Here is a 26,215-nt window from a genome sequence, read left to right as displayed (position 1 = left end):
CAAGGACGCCAACATGATTAGCAAAGAAGGCCTTACCCATCACATCTCCGCGCAGTTCAACGCCGAGCTTGAGGAAGTGCGCAGCCACCTCCTGGCGATGGGCGGCTTGGTGGAGAAGCAAGTCAACGACGCCGTGACCGCGCTGATCGAGGCCGACTCGGGCCTGGCCCAGCAGGTGCGTGAGATCGATGACCAGATCAACCAGATGGAACGCAATATCGACGAAGAATGCCTGCGCATTCTGGCCCGTCGCCAGCCAGCGGCCTCGGACCTGCGTTTGATCATCAGCATCTCCAAGTCGGTAATCGACTTGGAGCGCATCGGCGATGAGGCCACCAAGATCGCCCGTCGCGCCATCCAGCTGTGCGAGGAAGGCGAAGCGCCGCGCGGCTACGTGGAGGTTCGCCACATCGGCGACCAGGTGCGCAACATGGTGCGCGATGCGCTTGACGCGTTTGCCCGTTTCGACGCCGATCTGGCGTTGTCGGTGGCGCAGTACGACAAAGTCATCGACCGCGAATACAAGACAGCCCTGCGTGAACTGGCCACCTACATGATGGAAGACCCGCGCTCTATCTCGCGGGTCTTGAGCATCATCTGGGTGCTGCGTTCCCTGGAGCGGATCGGCGATCACGCGCGCAATATCTCGGAACTGGTGATCTATTTGGTTCGCGGTACTGACGTACGGCACATGGGCCTTAAGCGCATGAAGGCTGAAGTTGAAGGTTCCGCCGATCAAATCCCTAATGTTCCGGGCGAATCTGACGATAAGTAAGGTTGCCCGAGAAATTAACGCCCGGCCTTTGGCCGGGCGTTTTCGTTTCTGGTGTCTGAATTTTTTGCGCAGCGGAATAAATAAAGTCCAGCTGTGACTACCGAGTTTTGGCAAAATGCCATCAGTCAGGCGTTCTGCGTGCCGAAGTTTTTATAGGATGAAGGGTCGATGAGTAAAGTCAGTGTATTGGTGGTGGATGACGCCTCGTTTATCCGCGATCTGGTGAAGAAGTGCCTGCGCAACTACTTCCCCGGGATCAAGCTTGAAGATGCGGTAAACGGCAAGAAGGCCCAAACCATACTGATGCGCGAGAGCTTCGACCTGGTGCTGTGCGACTGGGAAATGCCGGAGATGTCCGGCCTGGAGCTGTTGACCTGGTGCCGTGAGCAACCGCACCTCAAAGCCATGCCGTTTGTGATGGTGACCAGCCGGGGCGACAAAGAGAACGTAGTGCAGGCGATCCAGGCCGGGGTTTCTGGTTACGTCAGCAAACCGTTCACTAACGAGCAACTGCTGAACAAGGTCAAACAGGCCCTGCACAAGGTCGGTCGCCTCGACGCCCTGGTTGCCAGCGCGCCGACCAAAATGAACTCGGCCTTTGGCAACGATTCCCTGAGCGCCCTGACGGGCGGCAAGCCTGAAGCGTTGCGTTCGGCCCCCGTTGCAGCTGCGGCGTCAGCGCCCAGCAAAGGCCTGCTCAACAGCCCGCCAGTGCAAGCCCCTTCCGCCGCGCCGGCCGCCGGTCGTGGCCAGGGTCAACTGCGGCTGTCCAGTGGCACCCAGCAATGTGTCATCAAAGCGCTGAGCATCAAGGAGGCGCTGCTGGTAGTGCGTCGCACTGAAGTCCTGCCTCAGGTGCTGGAAAGTGCGGTGCTCGACCTTGAGCAAGGCGACAACGCCGAGGTGGCCCGTCTCAACGGCTACCTGCACGCCATCGTCGCCTTCGAGCCCAAGCCCGACAGCGACTGGCTGCAACTGACCTTCCGGTTTATTGACCAGGATGCGCAGAAACTCGACTACATTTCCCGCCTGATTGCGCGCGGTACGGCTCAGAAGCATTTTGTGCCGGGTGCCTGATCCTTTAAGGTTCAGCTCACCACAAGATTGTCATTAACCCTTGCTAACCTGCCGCTCAGTCATCCCGGCAGGTTCGCGCCATGCTCCTTCGTCTTTTGATCTGCTGCGGGTTGGCCACGGTCACCACCTCGACCTTGGCCATGACCCTCTACAAATCCACTGACGCCAATGGCGTGGTGTTTTTCAGCGACCGTCAAACCCCCGGCGCCCAGGCGTTCGTGATCCAGGAACGCAAGGTCGAGCGTCCAATGCTCGATCGGCCAACCCCCCGTTATCGACCCCAAGCCTACCGCTACCCCTTGCCCTGGCGCGGCGGTCCGTTCCGCTTGACCCAAGGTCCCAGCGGCAGCTTCAGCCACACCGACGTCAAGAGCCGCTACGCCATGGACATCGCCATGCCCGAAGGCACGCCGATCATCGCCGCGCGCAGTGGCGTGGTGGTGAAGACCGAGAACGAGCAGGCCGGGCGGGGCAATGATGCATCGGGGAATTTTGTGCGGGTGCAGCATGATGACGGCACCGAGGGGGTGTACCTGCATCTGAAGCAAGGGTCGGTCAGTGTGAGGGTAGGGCAGCGCGTGGCGGTGGGGAGTCCGCTGGCGTTGTCGGGCAATACCGGCAACAGCAGCGGGCCGCACCTGCACTTTGTAGTACAGCGCGCCACCGAGGCAGGGCTGGTGTCGATCCCGTATGAGTTCAACCAGCCGGTGGGCGCATTGCCCAACTTTGCGTTGGGCAATTGAGGGTCAATCGAGCATCAATACCTTGGCCAGTACGATCTTCGGTCCTTTCATCTTCTTGATGATGATCCGCAGGCCTTCAACCTCCAGCACTTCTTCCTCTTCCGGCACCCGTTTCAGGGTTTCGTAGACCAGGCCGGCCAGGGTTTCGGCTTCGATATGGTCCAGGTCGATTCCGAGCAGGCGTTCTACCTTGAACAACGGGGTATCGCCACGTACCAGCAGCTTGCCCGGCTGGTAGGCCAGGATGCCGCGTTCGGCCTTGCGGTGTTCGTCCTGGATATCGCCGACCAGCACTTCCAGCACGTCTTCCATGGTCAGGTAGCCGATGATGTTGCCGTCGGCCTCTTCGACCACGGCGAAGTGCGAGCCGCCTTTACGGAACTGCTCCAGCAACTGCGACAGCGGCATGTGGCGCGACACGCGCTCCAGCGGGCGAGTCAGCTCGGCCAGGTTGAACGACTCGGGGATATGGTCGAGTTCGGCCAGCTCCAGCAGCAAGTCCTTGATGTGCAGCAGGCCGACGAACTCCTGGCGGACGCTGTCGTACACCGGGTAGCGGCTGAACTTGTGGCGGCGGAACAGTGCGAGGATTTCCTTGAGCGGAGCGTTGAATTCCAGTGTCACTAGGTCTTCGCGGGAGTTGGCCCAGTCGACCACTTCCAGTTCGCCCATTTCCACGGCCGAGGCCAATACGCGCATGCCTTGGTCGCTAGGGTCCTGGCCACGGCTGGAGTGCAGGATCAGCTTGAGTTCTTCGCGGCTGTAATGGTGCTCATGGTGCGGGCCAGGCTCGCCTTGGCCGGCGATGCGCAGGATCGCGTTGGCGCTGGCGTTGAGCAGGTAGATGGCCGGGTACATGGCCCAGTAGAACAAGTACAGCGGCACCGCCGTCCACAGCGACAGCAACTCGGGTTTGCGAATGGCCCAGGATTTGGGCGCCAGCTCACCGACCACGATGTGCAGGTAGGAAATCACGAAGAACGCCGCAAAGAACGACACGCCCTTGATCACTTCCGGCGATTCGACGCCCACGGCGGCCAGCATCGGTTCAAGGATGTGCGCAAACGCCGGCTCACCGACCCAACCCAGGCCCAGGGAGGCGAGGGTGATACCCAACTGGCAGGCCGACAGGTAAGCGTCGAGCTGGCTGTGTACGGTACGCAGGATCTGGCCACGCCAGCCGTTGGTGTGGGCGATGGCCTCGACTCGGGTGGAGCGCAACTTGACCATGGCAAATTCCGCCGCAACGAAAAAACCGTTGAGCAGTACCAGGATCAGAGCAAAAAGAATCATGCCGAAGTCGGCGAAGAGTGTAGAGAGGGTGATACCAGGGGAAGGGTCCATGATTGGGTTTTGCAGGTTCCATGTGTTCAATAAGGGGTGACAGGCAGGCCCGAGAGGCAGGCGCAAGTCGGCCAATGTAGCGGCTGGCGGGGCGCTTGCCTAGTACCCGCTGCCGGGCGGGGGCGGAATACGGCCTCCAAAATGATGCAAGTCTACTGTGGGAGGGAGCTCGCCCCCGATAGGAGTGGATCAGTTACAGATAACTTAACTGACGCACCGCCATCGGGGGCGAGCCCCCTCCCACATTATCTTTGTGTCGTCTTCGGGTTATTCATCTGCGGCGATTGCCCGCGAACGCGTCACCTGCGCCGGCGGAAAATGGCAGGTAAAGGTGCTGCCATGTCCCAGCACGCTGCTGATTTCCAGGCGCGCTCGGTGGCGCAGCAGCACATGCTTGACGATGGCAAGGCCCAGCCCGGTGCCGCCGGTGTTGGAGTTGCGGCTGGAGTCGACACGGTAGAAACGCTCGGTCAGGCGAGGCAAGTGCTTGGCGTCGATGCCGATGCCGGAGTCCTGCACGCTCAGGTGCGCGCCTTGCTCGTCGGCCCACCAGCGGATGCGGATGGCGCCTTTGTCCTGTGTGTACTTCACGGCGTTGAACACCAGATTGGAGAACGCGCTACGCAATTCGCCTTCGCTGCCCTTGAGCAACACCTGTGGATCGGCTTCCAGGCTGATCTGCTGCCCGCGCTCGCCGGAAAGGGCCTGCGCGTCATTCTTGATGGTCTGCAACAGGCTTTGCACCGCCACCGGATGATTGTCCGAGGGGTAATCGGTGGCTTCAAGCTTGGCCAGCAACAGCAGGTCGTTGAGCAGGGTCTGCATGCGCGAGCCTTGTTGCTGCATCTGCTGCAGGGCACGGCTCCAGCGTGGGTTGATCTCGTCGACGTTATCCAGCAGCGTCTCCAGATAGCCGCAGATCACCGTCAACGGCGTGCGCAGTTCATGGGAGACGTTGGCGACGAAGTCTTTGCGCATCTGCTCCAGTTGGTGGATGCGCGTTACGTCGCGAACCAGCATCAGGTGCTCGTTGTTACCATAGCGCGTCAGGTACAGCTGGATGCGCACACGGTCGTTGGTCGGCGAGGGGATTTCCAAGGCTTCTTCGTAGTTGTCCTGCTCGAAGTATTCCTTGAAGCGCGGGTGGCGTACCAAGTTGGTCACCGGCTGGCCGCTGTCCTGGGGCGTTTTGAGGCCCAGCAAGGTCTCGGCGGCACGGTTCCACCATTCCAGGTTCCCGTCGCTGTCGAGCATGATCACCGCGTCCTTGAGCGCGGCGGTGGACTCCTGCACCCGGTCGATCACCGCTTGCAGGCGACCGCGTACCCGTTGGTCGCGGCGTTGCAGGTGATAAATACTGTCGAACACCTCGCCCCACAGGCCGTAGCCGTCGGGTGGTGCTTCGTCGGGTTTGTGCTGGCGCAGCCATTCGTGCAGACGCAGCAGTTGCTTGAGGGTCCAACCCAAGTACAGGCCGATACCGATGGCCAGGCTCCAGCCGTAGTAGCCGCTGATCAGCCCGACCAACAGGCAGCCGGTGATCAAAAGAAGCATGTGGCGGATCAGGGTGCCATGCCAGTTCTGGTTCACTTAAACATGCGTCCTTGTCAGCTGCTAAGGAAGTAGAAGGGTTGGCTCAGCTTTTGGTGGAGAACCGGTAGCCAGTGCCGCGCACGGTTTGTACCAGATTCTCGTAGGCGTCGCCCAAGGCTTTGCGCAGGCGGCGGATATGCACGTCAACGGTGCGCTCCTCCACATACACATTGCCGCCCCACACCTGGTCCAGCAGCTGGCCACGGGTGTAGGCGCGTTCCTGGTGGGTCATGAAAAATTGCAGCAGGCGGTATTCGGTCGGGCCCATCTCGGCCGGTGTGCCGTCGATGGTGACGCGGTGGCTGATCGGGTCGAGAATCAGACCGCCGACTTCAATCGGCGCTTCGCCATCGGTCGGGCCGGCGCGGCGCAATACCGCCTTCAGACGCGCTACCAACTCCCGTGGGGAAAAGGGTTTGGTGATGTAGTCATCAGCGCCCACTTCCAGGCCCTGAATCTTGTTGTCCTCTTCGCCCTTGGCGGTGAGCATGATGATCGGAATATCCCCGGTCAGTTCATCACGCTTGAGGCGGCGGGCCAGTTCGATGCCGGAAGTGCCAGGCAGCATCCAATCCAGCAGGATCAGGTCCGGCTTACGGTCGACGATAATGGCATGGGCCTGCTGGGAGTTCTCAGCCTCCAGGCAGTCATAGCCGGCCATTTCCAACGCAACGGCGATCATCTCGCGGATGGGCGCTTCGTCGTCAACAATCAGAATGCTCCTGCCAACCATGCTCAAAAATCCTCTTGTCATTTAACTGTCTTGCGCCGCATTAGATAACGGAATTATTGCAGTCGTGTGACAGTAATTTAGTCGCTTGGGCAAATCACGGCACTCTGGACTACCCTTTGGGTCCGAATCCTGACAACCACAAAAGGAAGGTTCCTATGACTTACCGTACTGTTTCCTGGAAAGCCCTGCTGGTAACGGCCGCGTTGACGCTGCCGACCCTGGCGTTCGCGGCGGAGCCGGCGATGACCAAAGACGGGATGCTGGTGGATCACAAGGAAATGACGCTCTATACCTTTGCCAAGGATGCCGATGGCAAATCCATGTGCAACGACAAGTGCGCGACTAACTGGCCACCGTTGATGGCTGAGTCCACCGACAAGCCAATGGGCAAATGGACTGTGATCACCCGTGATGACCAAAAGAGCCAGTGGGCCTACAACGGTAAGCCGCTCTATACCTTCGTCATGGATAAAAAGGCCGGCGACATGACCGGCGACGGCAAAATGGACGGCGCCTGGAAAGTCGCCAAGCCCTGATTCAGGCCACTCTCGGTGAGGGGCCTCGCCCCTCATCGAAACCCGTAATCCGCCACAATCCCAACAAAAATTGCCAACCCGGCCCAGTGGTTGTGCAAAAACGCCTTGAAGCATTTCAGGCGGTCCCGGTCGCGGGTGTACCAGAACTCCCAAGCGAAACACCCCGCCGCAGCTAGCAGCCCCAGATGGAACCATCCGCCCAACTCAAACCGCGTCCCCGCCAGCAACAGGCACACCAGCGCCAGGCTTTGCAGGGTCAGGATGATCACGCGGTCGGCATCGCCAAACAGGATCGCGGTGGATTTCACGCCAATCTTCAGGTCGTCGTCACGGTCGGTCATCGCGTAATACGTGTCGTAGCCTACCGTCCACAGCAGGTTGGCGATGTACAACAGCCACGCAGCAGCGGGCAGGCTGCCGGTCTCGGCGGTGAAGGCCATCGGCATCCCCCAGGAGAACGCCGCGCCCAGCACCACTTGCGGGTAATAGGTGTAGCGCTTCATGAACGGGTAGCTCGCCGCCAGCGCCAATCCACCAAGGGATAACAGGATCGTGGTGGCGTTGGTCAGCAGCACCAGCAGGAAACTGATACCCATCAGCACCGCAAAAAACACCAGCGCCTCTTTGGAGCTGATCTTTCCGCTCACCAGTGGGCGCTGCTCGGTGCGCTTCACATGGCCATCGACCTTGCGGTCAGCCCAGTCATTGATCACACAGCCGCCCGCCCGGGTCAGCACCACGCCCAACACGAAAATCACAATATTGATGAAAGAGGGAGAACCCTTGCCCGCAATCCACAACGCCCAAAGTGTCGGCCACAGCAGCAAGTAAATGCCGATGGGCTTGTCCATCCGGGTCAACTGAATAAAGTCCCAGGCCCTCGGGTTCAGGCGGTTCAGGGATTTGAGCAGACGTTGGTACATCAGCAGTTCTCCGGATGTTCATGCAGCACGTGCCAGAAGTCCGGCAGGAAGATTTCCGCTACCAACACGCTTAGCGATCCACGATCAAAACGTGAGCGGCGTGCCCATAGCCCATCCGCCTGATCGGCTGTCGGCAGCCATTGCCGTGGGTAATGGCACACCTCGATTGCCTGGCGCGTGAAGGCTTGATCGCAGAACAGCAACTCGCCCAGGGAGCGGCTGCCCAGTTCATCCATGTGCAGCCCATCGCCCTGCAAGGCACTGCGCGCCGCCACGCTGCGGGCAAACACCCACGGCTGATCGTGCCCACGCAAATACACCTCGCGCACCCAGCCGACAGTGGCCGGGGCCAAGTTCAGGGCGGCGCACTCGTCGTCTCGCAGCGGCTGCCAGCCTTCGAACAGTGGCGTTACGCTGAAACTGTCGTTGGACAGCCCTGTCAGCCGCCGTGTCAGCGAGCCGTCATCGAACAGCCAATTGAGGGTCAAAGGTGTAGGCAGAGGGCTCAAACGGCTCTGGATCAGCCATTGGCAAGCATCGGGGAGGGCGATTGAGTGCGGCACGGTGAGTCAGTATTGGCAGCAAAAGAGGCGGCGAGCTTACCATGGCACCCTGGGCTTTTGCCGGGCTCAACCGGCACCTTGCGTCGATCGCGCTTGCATCTGCCGGCCCCGATCAGTACAAAACGCCCTGAGCCGCGCGGCAACGCTGGATCCAACGACCGCCGGCCAAGACGCCTGAACCTGAGGAAGCAAGTAATGAAGAAGTGGCAATGTATCGTCTGTGGCCTTATCTACAACGAAGCCGACGGCTGGCCGGATGACGGCATTGCGCCCGGCACTCGTTGGGAAGATGTCCCTGCAGACTGGCTGTGCCCGGATTGCGGCGTGGGCAAAATGGATTTCGAAATGATCGAAATCGCTTAATCCCGAATTTAAGAAACGTACTACAAGGAGAATGGAATGAACGCACCTGTCGTGATCATCGGCACAGGATTGGCCGGTTATAACGTGGCCCGGGAGTTTCGCAAGCTCGACAGCGAAACCCCCTTGCTGCTGATCACCGCAGATGACGGGCGCTCCTACTCCAAGCCCATGCTCTCCACCGGCTTTGGCAAAAACAAGGAGGCCGACGGCCTTAGCATGGCTGAGCCGGGAGCTATGGCCGAGCAACTCAAGGCCGAAGTGCGAACTCACACCCGTGTCAGCGGCATCGACCCGGGCCACAAACGCCTGTGGATCGGCGAGGAAGCGGTGGTTTACCGTGACCTCATCCTGGCCTGGGGTGCAGAAACCGTACGCGTCCCGGTTGAAGGCGACGCGGCGGAACTGATTTTCCCGATCAACGACCTTGAAGACTACGCACGCTTTCGCGCTGCCGCTGCTGGCAAACGCCGCGTGCTGCTGCTCGGCGCCGGTTTGATTGGCTGTGAATTCGCCAATGACCTGATCCTTGGCGGTTATGAAATCGACCTGGTCGCTCCGTGCGAGCAAGTGATGCCAACCCTGCTGCACCCGGCAGCCGCTGCCGCTGTACAAGCTGGCTTGGAAGGCCTGGGCGCGCGTTTCCACCTGGGGCCGGTGCTCAACCGCCTGCAGCGCACGGCGGACGGGCTGGAAGCGCACCTTTCTGACGGTGAAGTGATTCCCTGCGATCTGGTCGTTTCGGCCATCGGCCTGCGCCCACGTATCGACCTGGCTGCCGCCGCGGGCCTGCAAATCAACCGTGGGATCATGGTGGACCGTCACCTCAAGACCTCCCACGCCAATATCTACGCCCTGGGCGACTGCGCCGAGGTCGACGGCCTGAACCTGCTGTACGTCATGCCTCTGATGACCTGCGCCCGCGCTCTGGCCCAAACCCTGGCCGGCAATGCCACCGCCGTCAGCTACGGCCCGATGCCCGTCACCGTGAAAACCCCGGTCTGCCCGCTGGTGGTTTCGCCGCCGCCAAGGGGCACCGAAGGCGTCTGGAGCGTCGAAGGCCAGGGCGCCGACATCAAGGCCCTGTGCCGCGACGCCAGCGGTCGCCTGCTGGGTTATGCGCTGACGGGCACGGCGGTGATGGAAAAACTGGCCCTCAACAAAGAACTTCCACCTTTGCTGGCGTAAATGCCGGTCGTTCTGTCGGAATTAGCACATTCCTACCCTCAGAAAGGTCGCCGCGAGACTGGCGGAGCGTGCGAGGGCATGCCATCCTCACTCCCGTCTGCCGCAGAGTAGAGCCTGCGGCGCTTTGGGCGCTGCTCCAGAAGAGAGCAGCACGGACATAACAACAAAAAACCGTCAAAGAGGCTTCACACATGCGTAAACCAGAACTCGCAGCCGCCATCGCTGAAAAAGCAGATCTCACCAAAGAACAGGCCAACCGCGTCCTCAACGCCGTTCTCGAAGAAATCACCGGCGCCCTGCACCGCAAGGACAGCGTCACCCTGGTTGGCTTCGGCACCTTCCTGCAACGCCATCGTGGCGCCCGCACCGGCAAAAACCCGCAAACCGGTGAGCCTGTGAAAATCAAGGCTAGCAATACCGTTGCATTCAAACCGGGTAAATCGCTGAAAGACACTGTTAACGCGTAATTGCAGTACCGTCTCGACAGGGGGCGGGGTGGTGGAAAAAATGGGCACGCCGACTGGGTCGGGTGCCCATTTTTTGTGGGGGCGTACCATCCGGCTATGTTGAACAGCGCCAGCATACGGGGCGCGACCCTATCTACCCGAACAAGTGCAACGCTTCTATCCGTTTGTGAGCTCACTCATAAACTCTTCAAATGATTCGCAAACAAATGCAAGCTCCTCTTCGTCCATCAAGTAAATATAAATGTATCCAAAGTCATTCTCCTTTACTGACAGGAGAAATGAGTTGCCGACCCTGTCATAAGCAAAGGGGATCATTTGTTTTAGCGATGGAATATCGTCAGTTAAATCTCTATAGATCGTTTCGACAGGTGCGTCACCATATTTGATAGGTGTAAAACCGCCCAAAAAAAAATCATTGTCGTCATTGCTGTCGGATAGATCACCGCCATTATGCTTTAGATAAAACTGTCTAAAGGCCGTCGGTAATTGCACGTGGAATATTTCTTGGAACTCGTTCAGTTCCTGTACAGAAAGAGCCTGTTTGGAGTCTTCAAGTTTCAGCCGCATTTGGGTGCTCCCTTTGTTCTACTCTTAAAGCGACCTGGGTGGGTGTAAGCCCTGCCTGTCGCTGCTTTGTATTGGGCGGCACCACCTTTATGGGTTATGCCGTTATGAGCATCTTTTTTAATTAGTTGCATAGTGCCTTTGTTGGTCTCCGGGTCGTAATCATCCAGGTGGTGCCAGACATGCCCGGCCGGTGCGCGCTTTTGATTCAATTTTGCCGCTTTGTTGGCGAGCTCTTCGTCTTTTTGATAGTCACCAGTGTATTCAATTCTGACAATTGGATTAACACCGGGTTTTTTATTGTAAAGCGCATTGCTGTTTGAATAGTCGAGCCCTCCGCCGGGGGTCTTCGTAACGCCTGTGTAGCCGCGATCTTTCAGTTTTACCAGCGGGTCAACTGCGAGTCCCAGAGGGTCAGCATAGCCGACAGGGTTAGGTGCATAAGTGTAGAAATTGAGGCCTCCAGCCAAACCTATCGGGTCGGGAGTGGTAAAGCGGCCTATGTCGGGATCGTAGAAGCGTCGGGTGTTGTAGTGCAATCCGATCTCACGATCCAGATACTGCCCCTGAAACCTCAGGTTCTGCTCTTCAATAAAGTAAGGCTCCCGCACCTCCTCCACGGTATTGCCCCACACCCGATAAGTCGCCTGCCACAGGGTGTGCCCATCAGCCTCTGTCAGTTGCTCCGGCAGGCCGTTGAGATCGTTGTGGTAGTAGCGAATTTTTTGCAGCTCCCCGATGCCATCGACGCGGGCCAGGGGTTGGTAGCCTTCGTCTTCATAGACGTAAAGGCTGGTCTGGCTGTGCTTTTGCTCCTGTAACAGACGCAAGCCGTCCCACAGGAACTGGGTTTCGCTCAGTGGATAACCATTGCTGCCGTGTTCGGTCTTGCCGATGCGCCGGCCCAGTGGGTCGTAGGCCATTCGCACTACGCTGCCGCCTTCATTACGCACTTCAATCAGCCGGCTTTCGGCGTCGTACGCAAAGTGTTGTACGCCTCGGGCGCCGCTGCGTTTTTCGATCATCCGCCCAAACGCGTCATAGCGATAACGTTTGTCCTGATAGGTCAGCAGCTTGTTATGCGCCACCAACCCGGCACCGGCCTGCGGGCCGTCGAGCAGGTTGGCGGCGGCGTCGTAGGCGAAGGTTTCGCGTTGGCCGTGCAGGCTGTCCTGGCTGGCGATGATGCGGCCGGTGGCGTCGTAATGCAGCAGTTGGCGATGCTGCGTGGTGGGTTGCTGGTCGAGTTTGCCAATCAGGTTGTCGGCGGGGTCGTATTCGAAGTGCTTCTGTATCGCCGCCGGTACCAACGCCGGCTGGCTGGTGTGGCGGCGTTGGCGTGAGCGCAGGCGGCCGCTGCGGTCGTACTCGCTGCGCGTGCTGATCTGGCCTTGGGTGCGCAGTACTTCACGGTGCAGGCGGTCGCGCTCAAAGTCACTGATGACGTGGCCGTCGAGGTTGATCTGATGCAGATGACCACTGCCGTAATGTAGGCGATTGATCCAGCGCCCATCGGGCAGTTTGCTTTGGATCCGGTTCCCCAGTTCGTCGTAGTGATTTTGCAACGAGCCCGCTTGGCTCCGTTCTTCCAGCATTTACCCGAGAGCGTCGTACGAGAACCCCAGTGTCTGTGAATGACCGCTCGTGTCCATGAAGTGGACGCCAGTCAGTTGGTCCAACACATCGTAGGTGTATTGGGTGTGACCATCATCTGTCACCTTGGCGCTCAAGCGCCCCATTGCATCACGCTTGAGTCGATGAATAATGGGTTTTACAGCTATTTCCGGTACCAGCCCAATGGTGCTATGGCCGGCAGGACCCGTGTCAAAGAACAGGCCAACCGCGTCCTCAACGCCGTTCTCGAAGAAATCACCGGCGCCCTGCACCGCAAGGACAGCGTCACCCTGGTTGGCTTCGGCACCTTCCTGCAACGCCATCGTGGCGCCCGCACCGGCAAAAAACCGCAAACCGGTGAGCCTGTGAAAATCAAGGCGAGCAACACCGTTGCATTCAAGCCGGGTAAATCGCTGAAAGACACTGTTAACGCGTAATTGCAGTACCGTCTCGACAGGGGGCGGGGTGGTATAAAAAATGGGCACGCCGACTGGGTTGGGTGCCCATTTTTTAATGCTTCAAACCACCTAAACACTGCTTGTCTATCTCAACGGCAAAGGCAGTCGTCGGGTTAAAGGCCTGAGGCTTTCACGATCGTTCCAGAGCCCCGGAAAGACTTCATATTTCAAATCATCCCGGTTAACACCGGTATCGAAGTAGCGACACAGTCTGTCGCTGAGGTCCTCATCTCCCCACATGTTGGTCAACTCATACTTTTCGATAATGTCGCGACTGTCCGAAAGTTGCAGATCTTCCTTTAGTGCAGGTACCAGGCTGTAGTCAGCATCGCAGCCGATGCCGAGGTCAACAAGATCAGCATCTCGAAACGGAAAGCCACCCTCAAAGCTGACGTGGGGCCTGAGCCAATAACGCTCATGATCCGAAAGGCTAAATGGCGTGACGGAAATTAGTTTTTCCGTTGCCAATCTCTGGGTCACCACCTTGCCGACAAAACCACTGAACAGGATCATACTGTTGTCCAGCGCAAGATCGGTCCAGACGCCGTCCACGCTTCTCACATCGTAGAAGCGCATGACGGAGTTCTTGATCATCTGGCCTACGGTGTATAAGTCATCTCGCAATTTGAGGCTGACTAGATCGCCTTCCTTCCAGAGGATGCGCTTGGCCATGGGCCCACTCCATTTTCAATAGTCATTGATGATATTCACGAGCAGCGGCCTGCTCGCGCACCTCTGCTTTTGCCTGCGACTTTGACAGGGGCTTTGCCCTTGGTTTTATTCGCGGCTTTTATGCGTTTATCCAGTGCTTTGCCTGAGTCTGTCTGAGACAAATGTTTATCCGCCGCAGCCAGGTATTCTTTCCTTCGGCCATTTCCTTTGCCGACCGGGTTTTGTGCGTTGGCGGTTCCATCTTTTCCTCCCAAGCCTTCATACACTCGTTGTTCCAGCCCTCGTGTAGTGTCCTTGCCATCCTGGCCGTAGGCGGTATGCAGGACTTGAGGTGCTTGGCCGCCAAAGCGATCGAAATTTGACCCGTAGCGATAGTTCAATACGTCTGAACCTACCTGTTTGCCTTGCATGCTGGCATAACCGACATAAGGTTTACCGGTCGCTTTGTCGACGCCCAGGTAGGTGATATGAGTCGCTGTGGTTGGACTGCCTGCCAGCCCCCACGCATCACACCAGCCCATCGGATTAGGCCCGTACTGATAGAGGTTCAAGCCACCGGCGAGTCCTATGGGGTCCGGCGTGATAAACCGACCTATATCGGGGTCGTAAAACCTGAACGTGTTGTAGTGCAAACCGGTTTCCCGGTCCAAGTATTGCCCCTGAAACCTCAAGTTCTGTTCTTCGATGTAAGAAGACTCTCTGGTTTCCTCGGCAGTATTACCCCAAGCGTAATAACTGGCCTGCCATACGCGGTGCCCATCGTGGTCCGTCAATTCGTGCGGCAGTCCGTTAGGATCGTTGTGGTAGTACCTGATTCTTTGCAGTGGGCCGAGGCCATCAACACGTGCCAGTGCTTCATAGCTCCCATCTTCATAAAGATAAAGGCTGGTCTGGTTATTACGGTGCTCTTGTATCAGTTGCAACCCGTCCCAGACAAAACGAGTGGTACCAAGCGTATTACCGTTGCTGTTTTGTTCGGTTTTTGTAATCCGACGACCTAAAGGGTCGTAGGTCATTGTGATGACAGTTTCATTGGCGGCGTGCTGATTTCGTATTTCGACCACTCTGCTTTCAGCGTCGTACTTGAATAGTTGAACGGCGCGACGAGCACTACGTTTTTCAACCAGGCGACCGAAACTGTCATACCGGTAACGCTTGTCTTGGTAGGTTATTAATTTGTTATGTACCACCAGGCCTACACCCGGCCGGGGACCATCCAGAAGGTTGGCCGCTGCGTCATAAGCAAAGCTTTCCTGCGTCCCATGTATTGGATTCTGGCTGGCAATGATGCGATCAGTGGCGTCGTAGTGAAACGACTTTTGGTGTGCAATTCCTGCTTTTTGTTCGTGGCGGGCGATCAGGTTGTCGCTGGGATCAAAGTCGAAGTATGTCGAGCTCATTCCCGTCAGTGGTCGCGGCAGGGTACTTGGATACCGTACACGAGCGCGCAACCGCCCGCCCCGATCATATTCAGTGCGGGTGCTGATCTGACCTTGTGTGCGAAGTACTTCACGATGCAGGCGGTCCCGCTCGAAGTCACTGATGACTTGGCCATCGAGGTTGATCTGGTGCAAATGACCACTGCCGTAGTACAGACGGTTGATCCAGCGACCATCGGGTAATTGGGTCTGGGTCAGATTGCCCAATTCGTCATAGCGATGTTTCAAACTGCCGGCCGAGCTTTGCTCTTCGAGTGGCTGGCCGAGGGCGTCATAGCGATAACTCAATTTTTGTTCGTTGCCCTGGGCGTCCTTGAACGTGATTGCGATCAATTGATCCAGGAGATCGTATAAATAATCCGTGCGGCCATCGTCGGTGATTTTGACAACCAGGCGCCCGGCAGCGTCACGCTCCAAACAGTGAACAATAGGCTGTTCAGGGAGACCTGGCGCATTGCTGTCGTGAGTTGGTAAAGCAGTAACGCTGGTGATGCTGTTCAATGCATCGTAGTCATAGCGATGGGCGCTGCCATCTAGGTCGCGCTGCTCGACCAGGCGATCATTGGCATTCCACGTGAAACGATAACATTCGCCATTCTCGTTGGTCAGTGCTTGCAGCCGTGCGTAGCTGTCATAGCTGAATTGCACTTTGCGGCCGTGCGCATCCGTGCGCTGGCGAATGCGCCCGCGAGGGTTGTACTGATAATGAGTCGAGTGGCCTGACGGGTCGGTATGGACCGTCAATTGTCCACAGGCGTTACGTTGAAAATACTCGATACGACCATCTGGCAACTGCTGGCTGAGCATCCTGCCCATCGTGTCGTATGTGAAGGTTGTTCGTTCCCCTAGCGGGTCGGTAATGACCTGCAAATAACCGCGCTCGTCATAACTGAAACGCGTCGGGTAACCCGAACAATCAATATGCTCAACCAACTGCCCGAACGGGTTCCAGCGCATCTTCTTGCTTTTGCCGGTGGCGTCGATGATCTCCACGACCTGGCCGTGATCGTCATAGCGGTAGCGGGTGACGTAGCCCAGCGGATCGGTTTCGGCGATGCAGTTGCCGCGCTGATCGTAGCGATACGCCCAGCTATTATCGGCGGCGTCGGTCTCCACCAGCGGCAGTGCCCAGTGCTCAAGCCACAAGGTCGAGTCGCTGCGGCCCAGCGGGTCGGTCTCGCCGATCAGGTTGCCGGCGTCGTCGTAGCTGTATGCAAAGCGCCCGCCCAGCGGGTCGGTGGCGCTGAGCAATTGGCGCTCGTCGTTCCACTCGAACCGCCAGGTTTGCCCGAGGTTATCGCAGTAGCGAACGATCTGGTGCTGGGTGTTCCAGTGGCGGCTACTGACGCGTTGCAAGCCGTCGGTAATCCGCGTGATACCGGCCTGCAAGTCATAGTCGAACTGGTAGGCGTCGCCTTCGTCGGTCCAGTGCCGGACCACGCGCCATTCCACGTCTTCAACCAAGGCCCATTCGTAGAAACAGCGCAGACCGGTCGGCAACTGGTGCTCGACCATGCGCCGGCCGGCATCGTAGCTGAAGCGCCGCTGCACCTGGCCGGTGGCGTCGCGTACTTCAGCCAGATTACCGGCGGCATCATAGCCATAGCTGACCAGTACTTCGCGGCGTTGATCGGGGTAAAGACGTTCGAGCCGCATCACGTGGCCTTGATCGCGGATCAACTCCACTTGCACCAAGTCGAACGTATCGCGCAGCCGGATCAGCCGCCCGGCTTCGTCGTAATCAACATGGATGCGGTTTTTGTTGCGGTTGCCGAGCTGGCTGAGGCGCAGCAAAGCCGGGTTGGTGGAAGGCTCAAATAAGCGATACAGACCGTCATCGCTTTCAATCAGCAACTGCCCGTTGAGGTGTCGCCGCACGGCCAGCCCTTCACCGGCGCTGAACACCGCGCCGCCCAGGGGAATACTGCCCATGTCGATAGGCCGGCCCTGTTCATCGGTGTAGACCAGCGTTTCGCCGCCCTCGGGATGGGGACGAATTTCGACGCACACCTCATACGGCACGCTCCAACCCGCACCGAACAAACCGCCCGTGCGCTCGTCACGGCTGTTGTAGAAACGCTGCCAATCAATCGGCAGGATGCCAGGCAGTACGAAATCCAGCTCATCATCGCCGCCCAACACCTTGGCGCCGGTGGCCGCATGCACCGGGTTCGACGAGCCCATCGCCGCGTTGGCCATGGCCCCCATCGCACTGCTCACGGCCATCGAGGTCGCGCCGCCGATCAACATGCACGGCAGCTTGCTGAAGAACTTGCCCTTGCCACCCTTGAGCATCAACAACGCCGTCACCGCCAGCCCCACACCCGGGGTCTTGCCGCTGCGAATCTCGCGCACCACCACCGAGCCGCCGCCGATGGTCACGTTCGATGAAATCAACCCGGACGACACCACGGTCGCATCGCACGTACTGCGATCACCACTGCGCACCGCCGGCTGGCCGTTGATCGTGACCTTGTTCGAGCCCTCGGCAAGGAACTGCGGTGGCATAGGTGGGTGCTTCATGCACACCACCAGGTCCAGCGGCTTGGGCACGGCGCCGGGAGCGGGGGTTGCCACTGTAGGACGCCACATCTGCGAGAAGAAACTCTCGGCCATGTCCAGGTAGCTGGCTTCTGGCTCAGGCTCGGGTTCTTCCAGCTCGGTGCCGGCCGGCGCGACGTGGGAGCTGATCGCCCCGGCGGCACGGGCGGCGGGGATGTTGTTGGTGAGGGTGTCGGTGGAGCCCGTGAGAATGTTCGCCTGCACCGTGGGCGGGAACAGCGCATTGCTGAAGCTATCGCATAAATTCGTCAGACCTTTATCTGCCCCCGTCTTGCTCATGGCCAGGCCGACAATCGTGCCCACCACCGCGCCCAGCAGGAAGCAACCCAGCCCGCCAGTGGCGACGGTAATGCCGGTGGCCGCAACCACGGCCGCGGTCGCCACGGCGGTGATCGCGATATTGGCCGCCACCTCCAGCACACCGCCAAGGATGTCGGCCATCATCGAAGTGTGGGAAAGCGCATCCCCCATCCGGGCCGCCCATAGGGCATCAGACATAGGCTGCTCTGCTGGGCCAATCGGTGTTTAGCACGTTACCTTCCATAGTCACAGGATCCTTGTGTTTTAAGGCATACAGGTCAACGCGGTCTTCAGGCGCTTGATCAGGATAGGGTTGCCCAGACAATCCAATGGCCTTGACGGCGTAGCGGCTATAGCGAATATAAAATGTTGTAGAACACGGTTGGGCTATCGTTTATTGAGGAAAGATCGTGATCTGTCAGAATATTCCTGAAGCATTCTTTTTTGACAGACATCCGGCGAGAGACGATTGCTTGCACCACTTTTTCGAACACGGCTTTATCACGGGTATGCTTTTTAAGTCTCAATATTTCTTGAGGTTTATTTTTAATAATATAAAAGGCGTAGTTCATTAGGATGATGTTGGAAACAAAAAGATTGTGTGTGGATTGAAGTGGGTTGACCGTATCAACGATAGCGTCAAATAACGTTTGCCTGTCGTTAGCGTAAGCATGCAGAAATACATCTGGATACATGAATTCGCTGTGGCAATCATTAAATCGGAAACGATAATTCGTGTCGTTGGGTTTTGTCAGTAGTGTAATAATACTTTTTTGGTAGTCTTTTAAGACGCTAAAGATTACATTTTCTTTTCGGTCGTCGGCCTTGATTGCCTGATAAATCAGGTCAATAACGTCCAGTAGTGGGGTTGGCCCTAGAATATCTGCGTTTAGTATCAGTTTATTATTTTTGATGCTGAAACGCTTATAAATTTCGTCTTCAATGCTCAGTTCGAAAAGCAGGGATTTGAGTATGTGGTTTTTGAACTGTTCATTCGCATCGATCTGATTGTTTTTCAAAGTGATCAATTGAATTATATAGAAGAAGATAAAGTAGTCTTTATTGGTCCGTTGACGGTTGTCTATTTCAAGTAAATAACCGAAGCGTGACAGGACTGACAGGAGGGCATAACAGTCCGGTTCTGTGAAGCCGAGCTTCGACATGGCTTTTTCGAAGGTACTGATGGAAAACAGGTCATGCCAGCGGCTCACATAAAGCGTAGTCCCATTGAGCTTTCTGGCGGCGACAGAGAGTAGAGAAGGCTCATCTTCTCGGTAAAAAACATCACCGAACTCTGTCGGACATGGCCGGATGTTCAGGAAATTTTCAAGCTTGTATGAAAGGAGGTTGAACAGGTCCATTTTCCGCTATCCGCATGTCTTCCACTTTCCGTTCGGGCCTTTTTTCTCGACTCGAAAGGAGGTAATGGTTTTGTTAAATTTGTCGAGTAATCGGTTACCGATTCCTTTTGCCTTGGGTTCATTCGTTTTTGACAGCACGCCATCTTTCAACCCTGTCTCTTTATAGTCAACGTCAGAAATATCCTTATGATTGTTGAGCATGCTGACCCCTTCATTGTTGACTGTGGCCACTACCCGATACTGTTCCTTTCCAGGGTTGAAGCCGGGGTTGCTGTCATGATTGACCCAGATGGCTTTCTCACCCCTAATATTCGGAACCAAGCCCCCCTTACCGCCGTTGGCAGCCTTAGAGGCGACAGTTTCGCTTTTGCCCATGTAGCGAATGATTTCGTCCTCTTTTAGTCCGAGCGGATCGATCCAGGTGAATGGATTCGGTGCATAGCGATAAAGATTGAGGCTTCCTGTCAGACCCAACGGGTCGGGGCTGGTGAAGCGTCCTATGTCTGGGTCATAGAAACGAAAGGTGTTGTAGTGCAAGCCTGTTTCCCGGTCTAGGTACTGCCCCTGGAAACGCAGGTTCTGTTCCTCAATAAAGTAGGGCTCGCGGGTCTCATCGACTGTGTTGCCCCAAACCTGAAACTCTGCATGCCATAGCGGGTGACCGTCACTTTCCGTCAACGCGTGGGGCAGCCCATTGGGATCGTTGTGGTAGTAACGAATTCGTTGACCTTCACCAATACCATCGACCCTAGCCAGGGGCTCGTGACCATTATTGAGGTAGAGGTACAGGCTGATTTGACTATTTTTATGCTCTTTCAGTAATTGCAGGCCGTCCCAGTCGAAGCGGGTGTGGCCTATGAGCTGCCCTTTGCTGTTATGTTCGGTTTTCTCAATCCGTCGTCCCAGCGGGTCATAGCGCATTCTGACTACGCTTTCTCCCTCTGGTTTTTGCGTTCGGACTTCGATCAGCCGGTGATCAGTGTCATAGCTAAAATGCTGTAAACCGTGTCGTCTGCTGGATTTTTCAATCACTCTCCCGAACCCGTCGTAGCAGTACCGCTTATCCTGATAAGTGATCAGTTGGTTATGCGCTACCTGCTCTGTAGAACCGGATGAGCTGTCGAGAAGATTGGCAGCGGCATCGAAGCAAAATGATTCGTTCTGAGTTTGGCGGCCTCCCTGGGTTGCACGGATCCGCCCTGTCATATCGTAGTGCAGCAGTTGGCGTTGTTGTCCTTGTGGGCCCCGTTCGAGACGACCCACAAGATGGTCGCTGGGATCGAACTCAAAATGTATTTGTTCGGGCGCTGGCATCAAGGCCGCTAGGCTGGCATGCCGATGTTGGCGAGTGCGTAAGCGGCCGCTGCGGTCATATTCGCTTCGCGTACTGATGTGGCCTTGTGTCCGGATGACCTCTCGATACAGTCGATCATGCTCGAAGTCGCTTATTACATGGCCGTCGAGATTTAGCTGATGCAAATGGCCACTGCCATAGTGCAAGCGGTTAATCCGGCGGCCATCAGGCAATTGCGTCTGGATTAGATTGCCGAGTTCATCATAGTGATGCTTCAGGTTCCCGGCGGTGCTCTTTTCTTCGGTGAGATAACCCCGCGCGTCATAAGCGAAGCCCACTCGTTGTTGGTTGCCGTCGTTATCGATAGCGATTGCTTCGACTAACTGGTTCAACGGACTGTAGCGGAAGCAGGAGTGTCCATCTGGTGTGATTCGGGTTGTCAGTCGGCCCATCGCATCCCGTTGCAGATGCTGGACGATAGTTTTTTCATTGGTCTGCTGACCTGTTCGCATCGCCGCGATGGTCTCGACTCTGTTTACGTTATCGAGGGCATCGTATGTATAACGTTTCGCGCTGCCATCAAGGTTACGCTGCTCCGTCAACCGATCCCCATCATCCCAGGCAAACCGGTAACGTTCCCCGTTCTCGTTGACCAGCGCTTGCAGCCGACCAAAGTTGTCATACCCGAACTGCACTTGCCGGCCATGGGCATCGGTGCGTTGGCGCACCTGGCCCCGGCGGTTGTGTTGATAGCGCGTGGTGTGGCCGGCCGGGTCGGTATAAGCGGTCAGTTGGCCGCTGATATCTCGTTGGTACTGCTCGCTACGGCCGTCGGGTAATTGGCTGCTGAGCAAGCGGCCTTGGGCGTCGTAGTGGAATTGGGTACGTTCGCCGAGGGCGTCGGTGATGACTTGCAAAAAGCCCTGCTCGTTGTAGCTGAACCGGGTCGGGTACCCCGAGCAATCGATGTGCTCGATCAGTTGCCCGAACGGGTTCCAACGCAGCTTTTTGCTTTTACCCGTGGCGTCGATGATCTCGACGACCTGGCCATGGTCGTCATAGCGATAGCGGGTGACATGGCCCAGCGGGTCAATGGCGGCGGTGCAGTTGCCGCGCTGATCATAGCGGTAGCGCCAACTGTTGCCGGCGGCGTCGGTTTGCGCCAACGGCAGGGCCCAGTGCTCCAGCCATAACGTCGAGTCGCTGCGCCCCAGGGGGTCGGTTTCGCCGATGAGGTTGCCTGCCTCGTCGTAGCTGTATTCATAGCGGCCGCCCTGTGGGTCGGTGGCGTTGAGCAGTTGGCGCTCGTCGTTCCATTCGAACAGCCAGGTCTGGCCGAGGTTGTCGCTGTAGAGGGTGATCTGGTGTTGGCTGTTCCAGTGCCGGGTGCTGACACGCTGCAAGCTGTCGGTAATGCGTGTGGTGCCGGCCTGCAAGTCATAGTCGAACCGGTAGGCATCACCTTCATTGGTCCAATGTTTGACCACGCGCCATTCCAGACCATCTATCAGGGCCCACTCATAAAAGCAGTGCAAGCCGCTGGGCAACTGGTGCTCCACCATGCGTTGCCCGGTGTCATAGGCAAAGCGCCTTTGCACTTGGCCGCTGGCATCGCGTACCTCGGCCAGGTTGCCGATGGCGTCGTAATCGTAGCTTGCGAGTACTTCTCGGCGTTGATCGGGGTAGACGCGCTCGATGCGGGTCACGTGCAGTGGGTCGCGAATCAGTTCGACCTGAGTCAGGTCGAAGGTGTCGCGCAGCCGCACCAGGCCGTCGGCCTCGTCATAATCGAGATAGATGCGGTTGTCGTTACGGTCACCCAATTGGCTCAGGCGCAGCAGCGACGGGTTTGTCGGGGTGGGCTCGAACAAGCGGTACGCACCGTCGTCGCTTTCGATCAACAACTGCCCATTGCGGTTGCGCCGTACAGCAAGCCCCTCACCGGCGCTGAACACCGCGCCGCCCAAGGGAATGGTGCCCATATCTATGGGGCGCCCCTGTTCGTCGGTGTAAACCAGGGTGTCGCCGCCTTCGGGATGGGGCCGGATTTCGACGCACACTTCGTAGGCAACGCTCCAGCCCTTGCCGAACAGCGTGTTACGGCGTTCATCGCGGCTGTTGTAGAAGCGCTGCCAGTCAATCGGCAACAGGCCGGGTAGGACGAAATCCAGTTCGTCATCGCCGCCGAGCACCTTGGCCCCAGTGGCCGCATGGACCGGGTTCGACGAGCCCATGGCGGCGTTGGCCGCCGCGCCCATCGCACTGCTCACAGCCATCGACGCCGCCGCGCCAGCCAACATGCACGGCAATTTGCTGAAGAACTTGCCCTTGCCGCCCTTGAGCATCAGCAGCACAGTCACTGCCAACCCGACCCCCGGGGTTTTGCCGCTGCGAATCTCACGCACCACCACCGAGCCGCCGCCGATGGTGACGTCGGGGGAGATCAGGCCGGAGGACACCACTTTCGCATCGCAGGTGCTGCGATCGCCGCTGCGCACCGCGGGCTGGCCGTTGATGGTCACCTTGTCCGAGCCTTCGGCCATGAACTGCGGCGGCATCGGTGGGTGCTTCATGCAAAGCACCAGGTCTTCGGGCTTAGTTTCTGTACCTGGCGCAGGCGAAGCCACGGTGGGGCGCCACATCTGTGAGAAGAACTCGCCGGCCATGTCCAGGTAACTGGCTTCGGCTTCAGGCTCTTCTTCCGGAGCCTGCATTTCCAACTCCGTGCCGGCCGGTGCTACATGGGAAACAACCGCCCCGGCAGCACGGGCAGAGGGGATGTTATTGGTAAAGGTATCGAGGGATCCTGTGAGGATATTGGCCTGTACCGTCGGTGGGAACAGCGCGTTGCCGATGCCCTCGCATAAATTGCTCAGGCCCTTGTCGGCTCCGGTCTTGCTCATCGCGAGGCCCACCACCACGCCGACTACTGCGCCCAGCAGGAAGCACCCCAACCCGCCCGTGACAACGGTGATCCCGGTGGCGGCCACCACCGCCGCCGTGGCCAGTGCGGTAATCGCGATGTTCGCCGCCACCTCCAGCACGCCGCCGAGAATGTCGGCCATCATCGAGGTATGGTCGAGCGCATCGCCCATCCGGGCCGCCCAAAGTGCGTCAGACATGCAGGCCGCTCATCAAAGCGCGTCGAACGACAGCGAGTTCTTGATCAACGCCCAATGCGCCGCCTCGGCATCACCCAGCTTATCCGCCTTCACATAACTCAACGCGAGCATCTTGCGTGTGCCCGGTATCACCAGGGCCAGCTGATACTGGAACACCTTGTCATTGCCCTTGTTGAACTGGCTGCGCAGCTCGATGCCTTCGACCTCTTGCGCGGCGCCCAGGCGCACATCGACACCCGGTTGGTAGCGCAAGTCCTGCACCTGTTTTTCCAGGCGCTGGAGTTGGTCGTTGAAGTTGCTGTGCAGGGTTTCGCCTTCGGCCAGCAGGCTGCGGCTGACGATCAGGGACGTGCCCAGTTCGGGGAACTTGAGGATGTTGATCGTCGCGTCCTGCAACTCACTGGCGGGCAGTTGAAACTGGAATTCGTTGATTCGGTACGTCATGGCAAACAGGTCTCGTCAGGAGCTTTTAGGTGCGGGGAACGCTGCCTTGATATTGGCGTCAATGGCGCCTTTCTGGCCTTGGCCATCGGGCGTGGCGCCGGGGCCGCCGCCGTTGTTCAGGTGCAGCACGCCGCCGGTGTTGAACTCGGCATCGCCGCTGGCGTGGAAGCTGATATTGACGCCGCTCAGGTTGATCTGCCCGCTGGCGTTCAACTCCAGAATGCTTTTACCGCAGACCAGACGTAGGTTTTCGCCGACTTCAATCACGTAGCTCTGGCTGATACTGTCGGTTTTCCTCTTGCCCACAGAAAGGATGTCTTCCTGCTTGACGATGCGCACACGGTTATTCCCAATCGTCACCGTCTCGTTGTGCCCAATGCTCTTATTGCGGTCATGCCCTACCGAGTGACTTTCGTCCACTTCGACGACGATGTCCTGGTTACGCTCGGCATGGATGTACAACTGCTCCAACCCCTTCTTGTCCTCCATGCGGATTTCATTGAAGTTGGCCGGTGTGCCGCCCTTGCTCGAACGGCTTTTCATGCCGCTCTGGGTCGCGTTTTCCGGCAGATCGTAGGGCACGGTCTGCTCAGCGTTGTACACGCGGCCGGTGATGATCGGCCGGTCGGGGTCGCCTTCAAGAAAGCTGACAATCACTTCCTGGCCAATCCGTGGAATCTGCATCGAGCCCCAGTTCTTGCCAGCCCAGGACTGCGATACGCGAATCCAGCACGAGCTGTTTTCGTTGGATTGGTCGTGGCGGTCCCAGTAGAAGTGCACCTTTACGCGGCCGTACTGGTCGGTCCAGATCTCCTCGCCTTTGGGGCCCACAACCAAGGCGGTCTGCGGGCCTTTGACGATGGGGCGGTGGGTGTTGGCCAGCGGGCGGAAGCTTTGTTGGGCGTCGATGCAGGTCAGGCTGCTTTCGAACTGCGCCGAGCCCGAGCCGCCGCCGCTTTCCAGGCTTTCCTGGACGATGTAATAGCGACAGCCGACGATCAGGTATTCGCGGTTCTGGTCCTGGCGGCTGAAGCCGGTGAGGCTGAACAGGTGGCCAGAACCTAGCCCGCGCGCGTTGCCGGCGAACTCGATTTGCTCATGCAGGGTTTGCAGGGCTTCGATGCGGGTGCGCGCGTAGTGTTCGCCGTCGGCGCTTTGCACGTAGGTGCCGGGGTAGTCGTACAGCGGGTAGTCGCCGGCAGTGTGCGGGCGCGGCATGGCCGAGCGCACGTCGATGCTGGCGCTGGGGCGCTGGAAGTCGTAGTCGTTGAGCTCCAGGGAGCCCGGTTGCACTTCCTGCGCCAGGTGCCAGTTGTGCATGTGGTCGCGTTCGCGCTGCTGCTCGTCCTTGGGGTAATACGGGATAGACGCGTAGCCTGGCACCGTGGTGTGGGCGCCATAGGCGTCGGCCAGCACCAGCACGTGACGGTCTTGTTCATGGCGGAAGAAGTAGTAGATGCCTTCCTGCTCCATCAAGCGGCTGACGAAATCGAAGCTGGTCTCGCGGTACTGCACGCAGTACTCCCACTCGCGGTACGGCCGGCTCAGGGCGTCTTCGAAGTCGGAAAAACCCAGGTCGCGGAACACCTGCTTGATGATCTGCGGGATGCTCAGGTTCTGGAAGATCCGGCAATCGGAGGTGCGGCTGAGCAGCCAGAACCACGGGCGCAGCGTCACCTGATAACTGGCGAACTGACCCTGATCGATGTTCTGGCTGCAACGCGCGACGATGCCGTGGAAGTGCCGCTCACCACCGTCCGCCAGTTGCACGCTGACGCTCATCGGCTTGCCCAGCAACTGGTTGAGGTCGATGTTGGCGTCCAGGGACGTCAGTTGCAGCTCATAGTTGAACAGTCGGCCCAGCTCTTCGCCGCCGCCCATTTCATTGAGCAGCAGCACATCCGGCCCGAGGGGGCTGGTGATCTTGGCCAGGCGTGAGGCTTGGTTGAATAGCATCGGGCGTCTCGAAAATGACTAAATAACTGAAGAAACTGAGTTCAAATGTGGGAGGGGCTTGCCCCCCGATAGCAGTGTGTCAGTTGAGGTATCAGGCGACTGATTCACCGCCATCGGGGGCAAGCCC

Annotated in this window: 20 protein-coding genes and 1 pseudogene; 8 read left to right on the top strand and 13 right to left on the bottom strand. The window is 58.1% G+C overall.

Annotated elements, in window-relative coordinates; translation table 11 throughout:
• Positions 1 to 13: 13 nt before the first annotated feature.
• The 3 genes from phoU to BW43_RS24650 all read left to right on the top strand — a co-directional run bounded on the left by phoU (position 14) and on the right by BW43_RS24650 (position 2,595).
• Positions 14 to 775 (top strand): phosphate signaling complex protein PhoU, encoded by a 762-nt coding sequence (phoU, locus tag BW43_RS24640; RefSeq protein ID WP_032884456.1) that lies wholly within the window; start codon positions 14 to 16, stop codon positions 773 to 775.
• A gap of 168 nt (positions 776 to 943) precedes the next feature.
• Complete coding sequence (locus tag BW43_RS24645; RefSeq protein WP_032884455.1) at positions 944 to 1,852, top strand: response regulator; 909 nt, start codon at positions 944 to 946, stop codon at positions 1,850 to 1,852.
• Between the two features lie 80 nt (positions 1,853 to 1,932).
• A complete protein-coding gene (locus BW43_RS24650; RefSeq protein WP_032884454.1) occupies positions 1,933 to 2,595 on the top strand; it encodes a M23 family metallopeptidase in 663 nt (220 codons plus the stop codon).
• Between the two features lie 3 nt (positions 2,596 to 2,598).
• Here BW43_RS24650 and BW43_RS24655 read toward each other — a convergent pair whose 3' ends face one another.
• From BW43_RS24655 to phoB, 3 genes are all read right to left on the bottom strand, one after another.
• Positions 2,599 to 3,939 (bottom strand): hemolysin family protein, encoded by a 1,341-nt coding sequence (locus BW43_RS24655; protein ID WP_032884453.1) that lies wholly within the window; start codon positions 3,937 to 3,939, stop codon positions 2,599 to 2,601.
• Positions 3,940 to 4,206: 267 nt separating this feature from the next.
• On the bottom strand, positions 4,207 to 5,493 hold the full coding sequence (gene phoR, locus BW43_RS24660) for a phosphate regulon sensor histidine kinase PhoR (protein WP_185160015.1): 1,287 nt from the start codon (positions 5,491 to 5,493) through the stop codon (positions 4,207 to 4,209).
• A gap of 82 nt (positions 5,494 to 5,575) precedes the next feature.
• Positions 5,576 to 6,265 (bottom strand): phosphate regulon transcriptional regulator PhoB, encoded by a 690-nt coding sequence (phoB, locus tag BW43_RS24665; RefSeq protein WP_032884451.1) that lies wholly within the window; start codon positions 6,263 to 6,265, stop codon positions 5,576 to 5,578.
• 155 nt (positions 6,266 to 6,420) lie between these two features.
• Between phoB and BW43_RS24670 the strand changes: the two genes are divergently transcribed.
• Complete coding sequence (locus BW43_RS24670; protein WP_032884450.1) at positions 6,421 to 6,801, top strand: hypothetical protein; 381 nt, start codon at positions 6,421 to 6,423, stop codon at positions 6,799 to 6,801.
• 32 nt (positions 6,802 to 6,833) lie between these two features.
• Here BW43_RS24670 and ubiA read toward each other — a convergent pair whose 3' ends face one another.
• Both ubiA and BW43_RS24680 read right to left on the bottom strand, forming a co-directional pair.
• Entirely contained in the window at positions 6,834 to 7,724 is an 891-nt protein-coding gene (ubiA, locus tag BW43_RS24675) for a 4-hydroxybenzoate octaprenyltransferase (protein ID WP_032884449.1), read from the bottom strand.
• Positions 7,724 to 8,287: a chorismate lyase gene (locus BW43_RS24680; RefSeq protein ID WP_032884448.1), complete on the bottom strand. Its 564-nt coding sequence runs from the start codon at positions 8,285 to 8,287 to the stop codon at positions 7,724 to 7,726. Before BW43_RS24680 ends, ubiA begins: the two co-directional genes overlap by 1 nt.
• 195 nt (positions 8,288 to 8,482) lie before the next feature.
• Here BW43_RS24680 and BW43_RS24685 point away from each other — a divergent pair, with 195 nt between their 5' ends.
• From BW43_RS24685 to BW43_RS24695, 3 genes are all read left to right on the top strand, one after another.
• Complete coding sequence (locus BW43_RS24685; RefSeq protein WP_032884447.1) at positions 8,483 to 8,650, top strand: rubredoxin; 168 nt, start codon at positions 8,483 to 8,485, stop codon at positions 8,648 to 8,650.
• A gap of 36 nt (positions 8,651 to 8,686) precedes the next feature.
• The gene (locus BW43_RS24690) at positions 8,687 to 9,835 is read left to right on the top strand and encodes an NAD(P)/FAD-dependent oxidoreductase (protein ID WP_032884446.1); all 1,149 of its coding nucleotides are present in this window, start codon (positions 8,687 to 8,689) and stop codon (positions 9,833 to 9,835) included.
• Positions 9,836 to 10,026: 191 nt separating this feature from the next.
• The gene (locus BW43_RS24695) at positions 10,027 to 10,302 is read left to right on the top strand and encodes an HU family DNA-binding protein (protein WP_003176958.1); all 276 of its coding nucleotides are present in this window, start codon (positions 10,027 to 10,029) and stop codon (positions 10,300 to 10,302) included.
• A gap of 156 nt (positions 10,303 to 10,458) precedes the next feature.
• On the opposite strand, the gene BW43_RS24700 is transcribed toward BW43_RS24695, so the two are convergent.
• Together BW43_RS24700 and BW43_RS24705 are read right to left on the bottom strand one after the other, a co-directional pair.
• Positions 10,459 to 10,869: an SMI1/KNR4 family protein gene (locus BW43_RS24700; RefSeq protein WP_032884445.1), complete on the bottom strand. Its 411-nt coding sequence runs from the start codon at positions 10,867 to 10,869 to the stop codon at positions 10,459 to 10,461.
• Positions 10,860 to 12,656 (bottom strand): annotated as a pseudogene (locus tag BW43_RS24705) (RHS repeat-associated core domain-containing protein); the annotation flags it as partial. The gene BW43_RS24700 and the pseudogene BW43_RS24705, both read right to left, overlap by 10 nt.
• Before the next feature lie 15 nt (positions 12,657 to 12,671).
• Between BW43_RS24705 and BW43_RS0127185 the strand changes: the two are divergent.
• A complete protein-coding gene (locus BW43_RS0127185) occupies positions 12,672 to 12,917 on the top strand; it encodes an HU family DNA-binding protein (RefSeq protein WP_032884527.1) in 246 nt (81 codons plus the stop codon).
• 105 nt (positions 12,918 to 13,022) lie between these two features.
• Here BW43_RS0127185 and BW43_RS24710 read toward each other — a convergent pair whose 3' ends face one another.
• The 6 genes from BW43_RS24710 to BW43_RS24735 all read right to left on the bottom strand — a co-directional run bounded on the left by BW43_RS24710 (position 13,023) and on the right by BW43_RS24735 (position 26,088).
• On the bottom strand, positions 13,023 to 13,610 hold the full coding sequence (locus tag BW43_RS24710) for a hypothetical protein (protein WP_032884444.1): 588 nt from the start codon (positions 13,608 to 13,610) through the stop codon (positions 13,023 to 13,025).
• Between the two features lie 35 nt (positions 13,611 to 13,645).
• Complete coding sequence (locus tag BW43_RS24715) at positions 13,646 to 18,109, bottom strand: RHS repeat-associated core domain-containing protein (protein WP_050442791.1); 4,464 nt, start codon at positions 18,107 to 18,109, stop codon at positions 13,646 to 13,648.
• A 152-nt stretch (positions 18,110 to 18,261) separates the two neighbouring features.
• On the bottom strand, positions 18,262 to 19,272 hold the full coding sequence (locus tag BW43_RS24720; RefSeq protein WP_032884443.1) for a hypothetical protein: 1,011 nt from the start codon (positions 19,270 to 19,272) through the stop codon (positions 18,262 to 18,264).
• A gap of 6 nt (positions 19,273 to 19,278) precedes the next feature.
• Positions 19,279 to 23,688: an RHS repeat-associated core domain-containing protein gene (locus BW43_RS24725; protein WP_081797574.1), complete on the bottom strand. Its 4,410-nt coding sequence runs from the start codon at positions 23,686 to 23,688 to the stop codon at positions 19,279 to 19,281.
• Between the two features lie 12 nt (positions 23,689 to 23,700).
• Positions 23,701 to 24,132: a DcrB-related protein gene (locus BW43_RS24730; RefSeq protein WP_032884442.1), complete on the bottom strand. Its 432-nt coding sequence runs from the start codon at positions 24,130 to 24,132 to the stop codon at positions 23,701 to 23,703.
• Between the two features lie 15 nt (positions 24,133 to 24,147).
• Positions 24,148 to 26,088, bottom strand: a complete 1,941-nt coding sequence (locus BW43_RS24735) for a type VI secretion system Vgr family protein (RefSeq protein WP_032884441.1) — start codon at positions 26,086 to 26,088, stop codon at positions 24,148 to 24,150.
• Positions 26,089 to 26,215 lie beyond the last annotated feature (127 nt).

Origin of the sequence: Pseudomonas sp. RIT357 (genome assembly GCF_000632245.1) — a bacterium.
GTDB lineage: Bacteria > Pseudomonadota > Gammaproteobacteria > Pseudomonadales > Pseudomonadaceae > Aquipseudomonas > Aquipseudomonas sivasensis.
This window is presented reverse-complemented; position numbering and strand designations above follow the sequence as displayed.

Bases quoted from the DNA above. Each gene is read 5' to 3' on its own strand.
- BW43_RS24720 (WP_032884443.1), bottom strand. From the start codon at position 19,272: ATGGACCTGTTCAACCTCCTTTCATACAAGCTTGAAAATTTCCTGAAC.
- BW43_RS24670 (WP_032884450.1), top strand. From the start codon at position 6,421: ATGACTTACCGTACTGTTTCCTGGAAAGCCCTGCTGGTAACGGCCGCG.
- BW43_RS24690 (WP_032884446.1), top strand. From the start codon at position 8,687: ATGAACGCACCTGTCGTGATCATCGGCACAGGATTGGCCGGTTATAAC.
- BW43_RS0127185 (WP_032884527.1), top strand. From the start codon at position 12,672: ATGGCCGGCAGGACCCGTGTCAAAGAACAGGCCAACCGCGTCCTCAAC.
- BW43_RS24700 (WP_032884445.1), bottom strand. From the start codon at position 10,869: ATGCGGCTGAAACTTGAAGACTCCAAACAGGCTCTTTCTGTACAGGAA.
- BW43_RS24650 (WP_032884454.1), top strand. From the start codon at position 1,933: ATGCTCCTTCGTCTTTTGATCTGCTGCGGGTTGGCCACGGTCACCACC.
- phoB (WP_032884451.1), bottom strand. From the start codon at position 6,265: ATGGTTGGCAGGAGCATTCTGATTGTTGACGACGAAGCGCCCATCCGC.
- phoU (WP_032884456.1), top strand. From the start codon at position 14: ATGATTAGCAAAGAAGGCCTTACCCATCACATCTCCGCGCAGTTCAAC.
- BW43_RS24655 (WP_032884453.1), bottom strand. From the start codon at position 3,939: ATGGACCCTTCCCCTGGTATCACCCTCTCTACACTCTTCGCCGACTTC.
- BW43_RS24710 (WP_032884444.1), bottom strand. From the start codon at position 13,610: ATGGCCAAGCGCATCCTCTGGAAGGAAGGCGATCTAGTCAGCCTCAAA.
- BW43_RS24685 (WP_032884447.1), top strand. From the start codon at position 8,483: ATGAAGAAGTGGCAATGTATCGTCTGTGGCCTTATCTACAACGAAGCC.
- BW43_RS24730 (WP_032884442.1), bottom strand. From the start codon at position 24,132: ATGACGTACCGAATCAACGAATTCCAGTTTCAACTGCCCGCCAGTGAG.
- BW43_RS24725 (WP_081797574.1), bottom strand. From the start codon at position 23,688: ATGTCTGACGCACTTTGGGCGGCCCGGATGGGCGATGCGCTCGACCAT.
- BW43_RS24695 (WP_003176958.1), top strand. From the start codon at position 10,027: ATGCGTAAACCAGAACTCGCAGCCGCCATCGCTGAAAAAGCAGATCTC.
- phoR (WP_185160015.1), bottom strand. From the start codon at position 5,493: ATGCTTCTTTTGATCACCGGCTGCCTGTTGGTCGGGCTGATCAGCGGC.
- BW43_RS24715 (WP_050442791.1), bottom strand. From the start codon at position 18,109: ATGTCTGATGCCCTATGGGCGGCCCGGATGGGGGATGCGCTTTCCCAC.
- ubiA (WP_032884449.1), bottom strand. From the start codon at position 7,724: ATGTACCAACGTCTGCTCAAATCCCTGAACCGCCTGAACCCGAGGGCC.
- BW43_RS24735 (WP_032884441.1), bottom strand. From the start codon at position 26,088: ATGCTATTCAACCAAGCCTCACGCCTGGCCAAGATCACCAGCCCCCTC.
- BW43_RS24645 (WP_032884455.1), top strand. From the start codon at position 944: ATGAGTAAAGTCAGTGTATTGGTGGTGGATGACGCCTCGTTTATCCGC.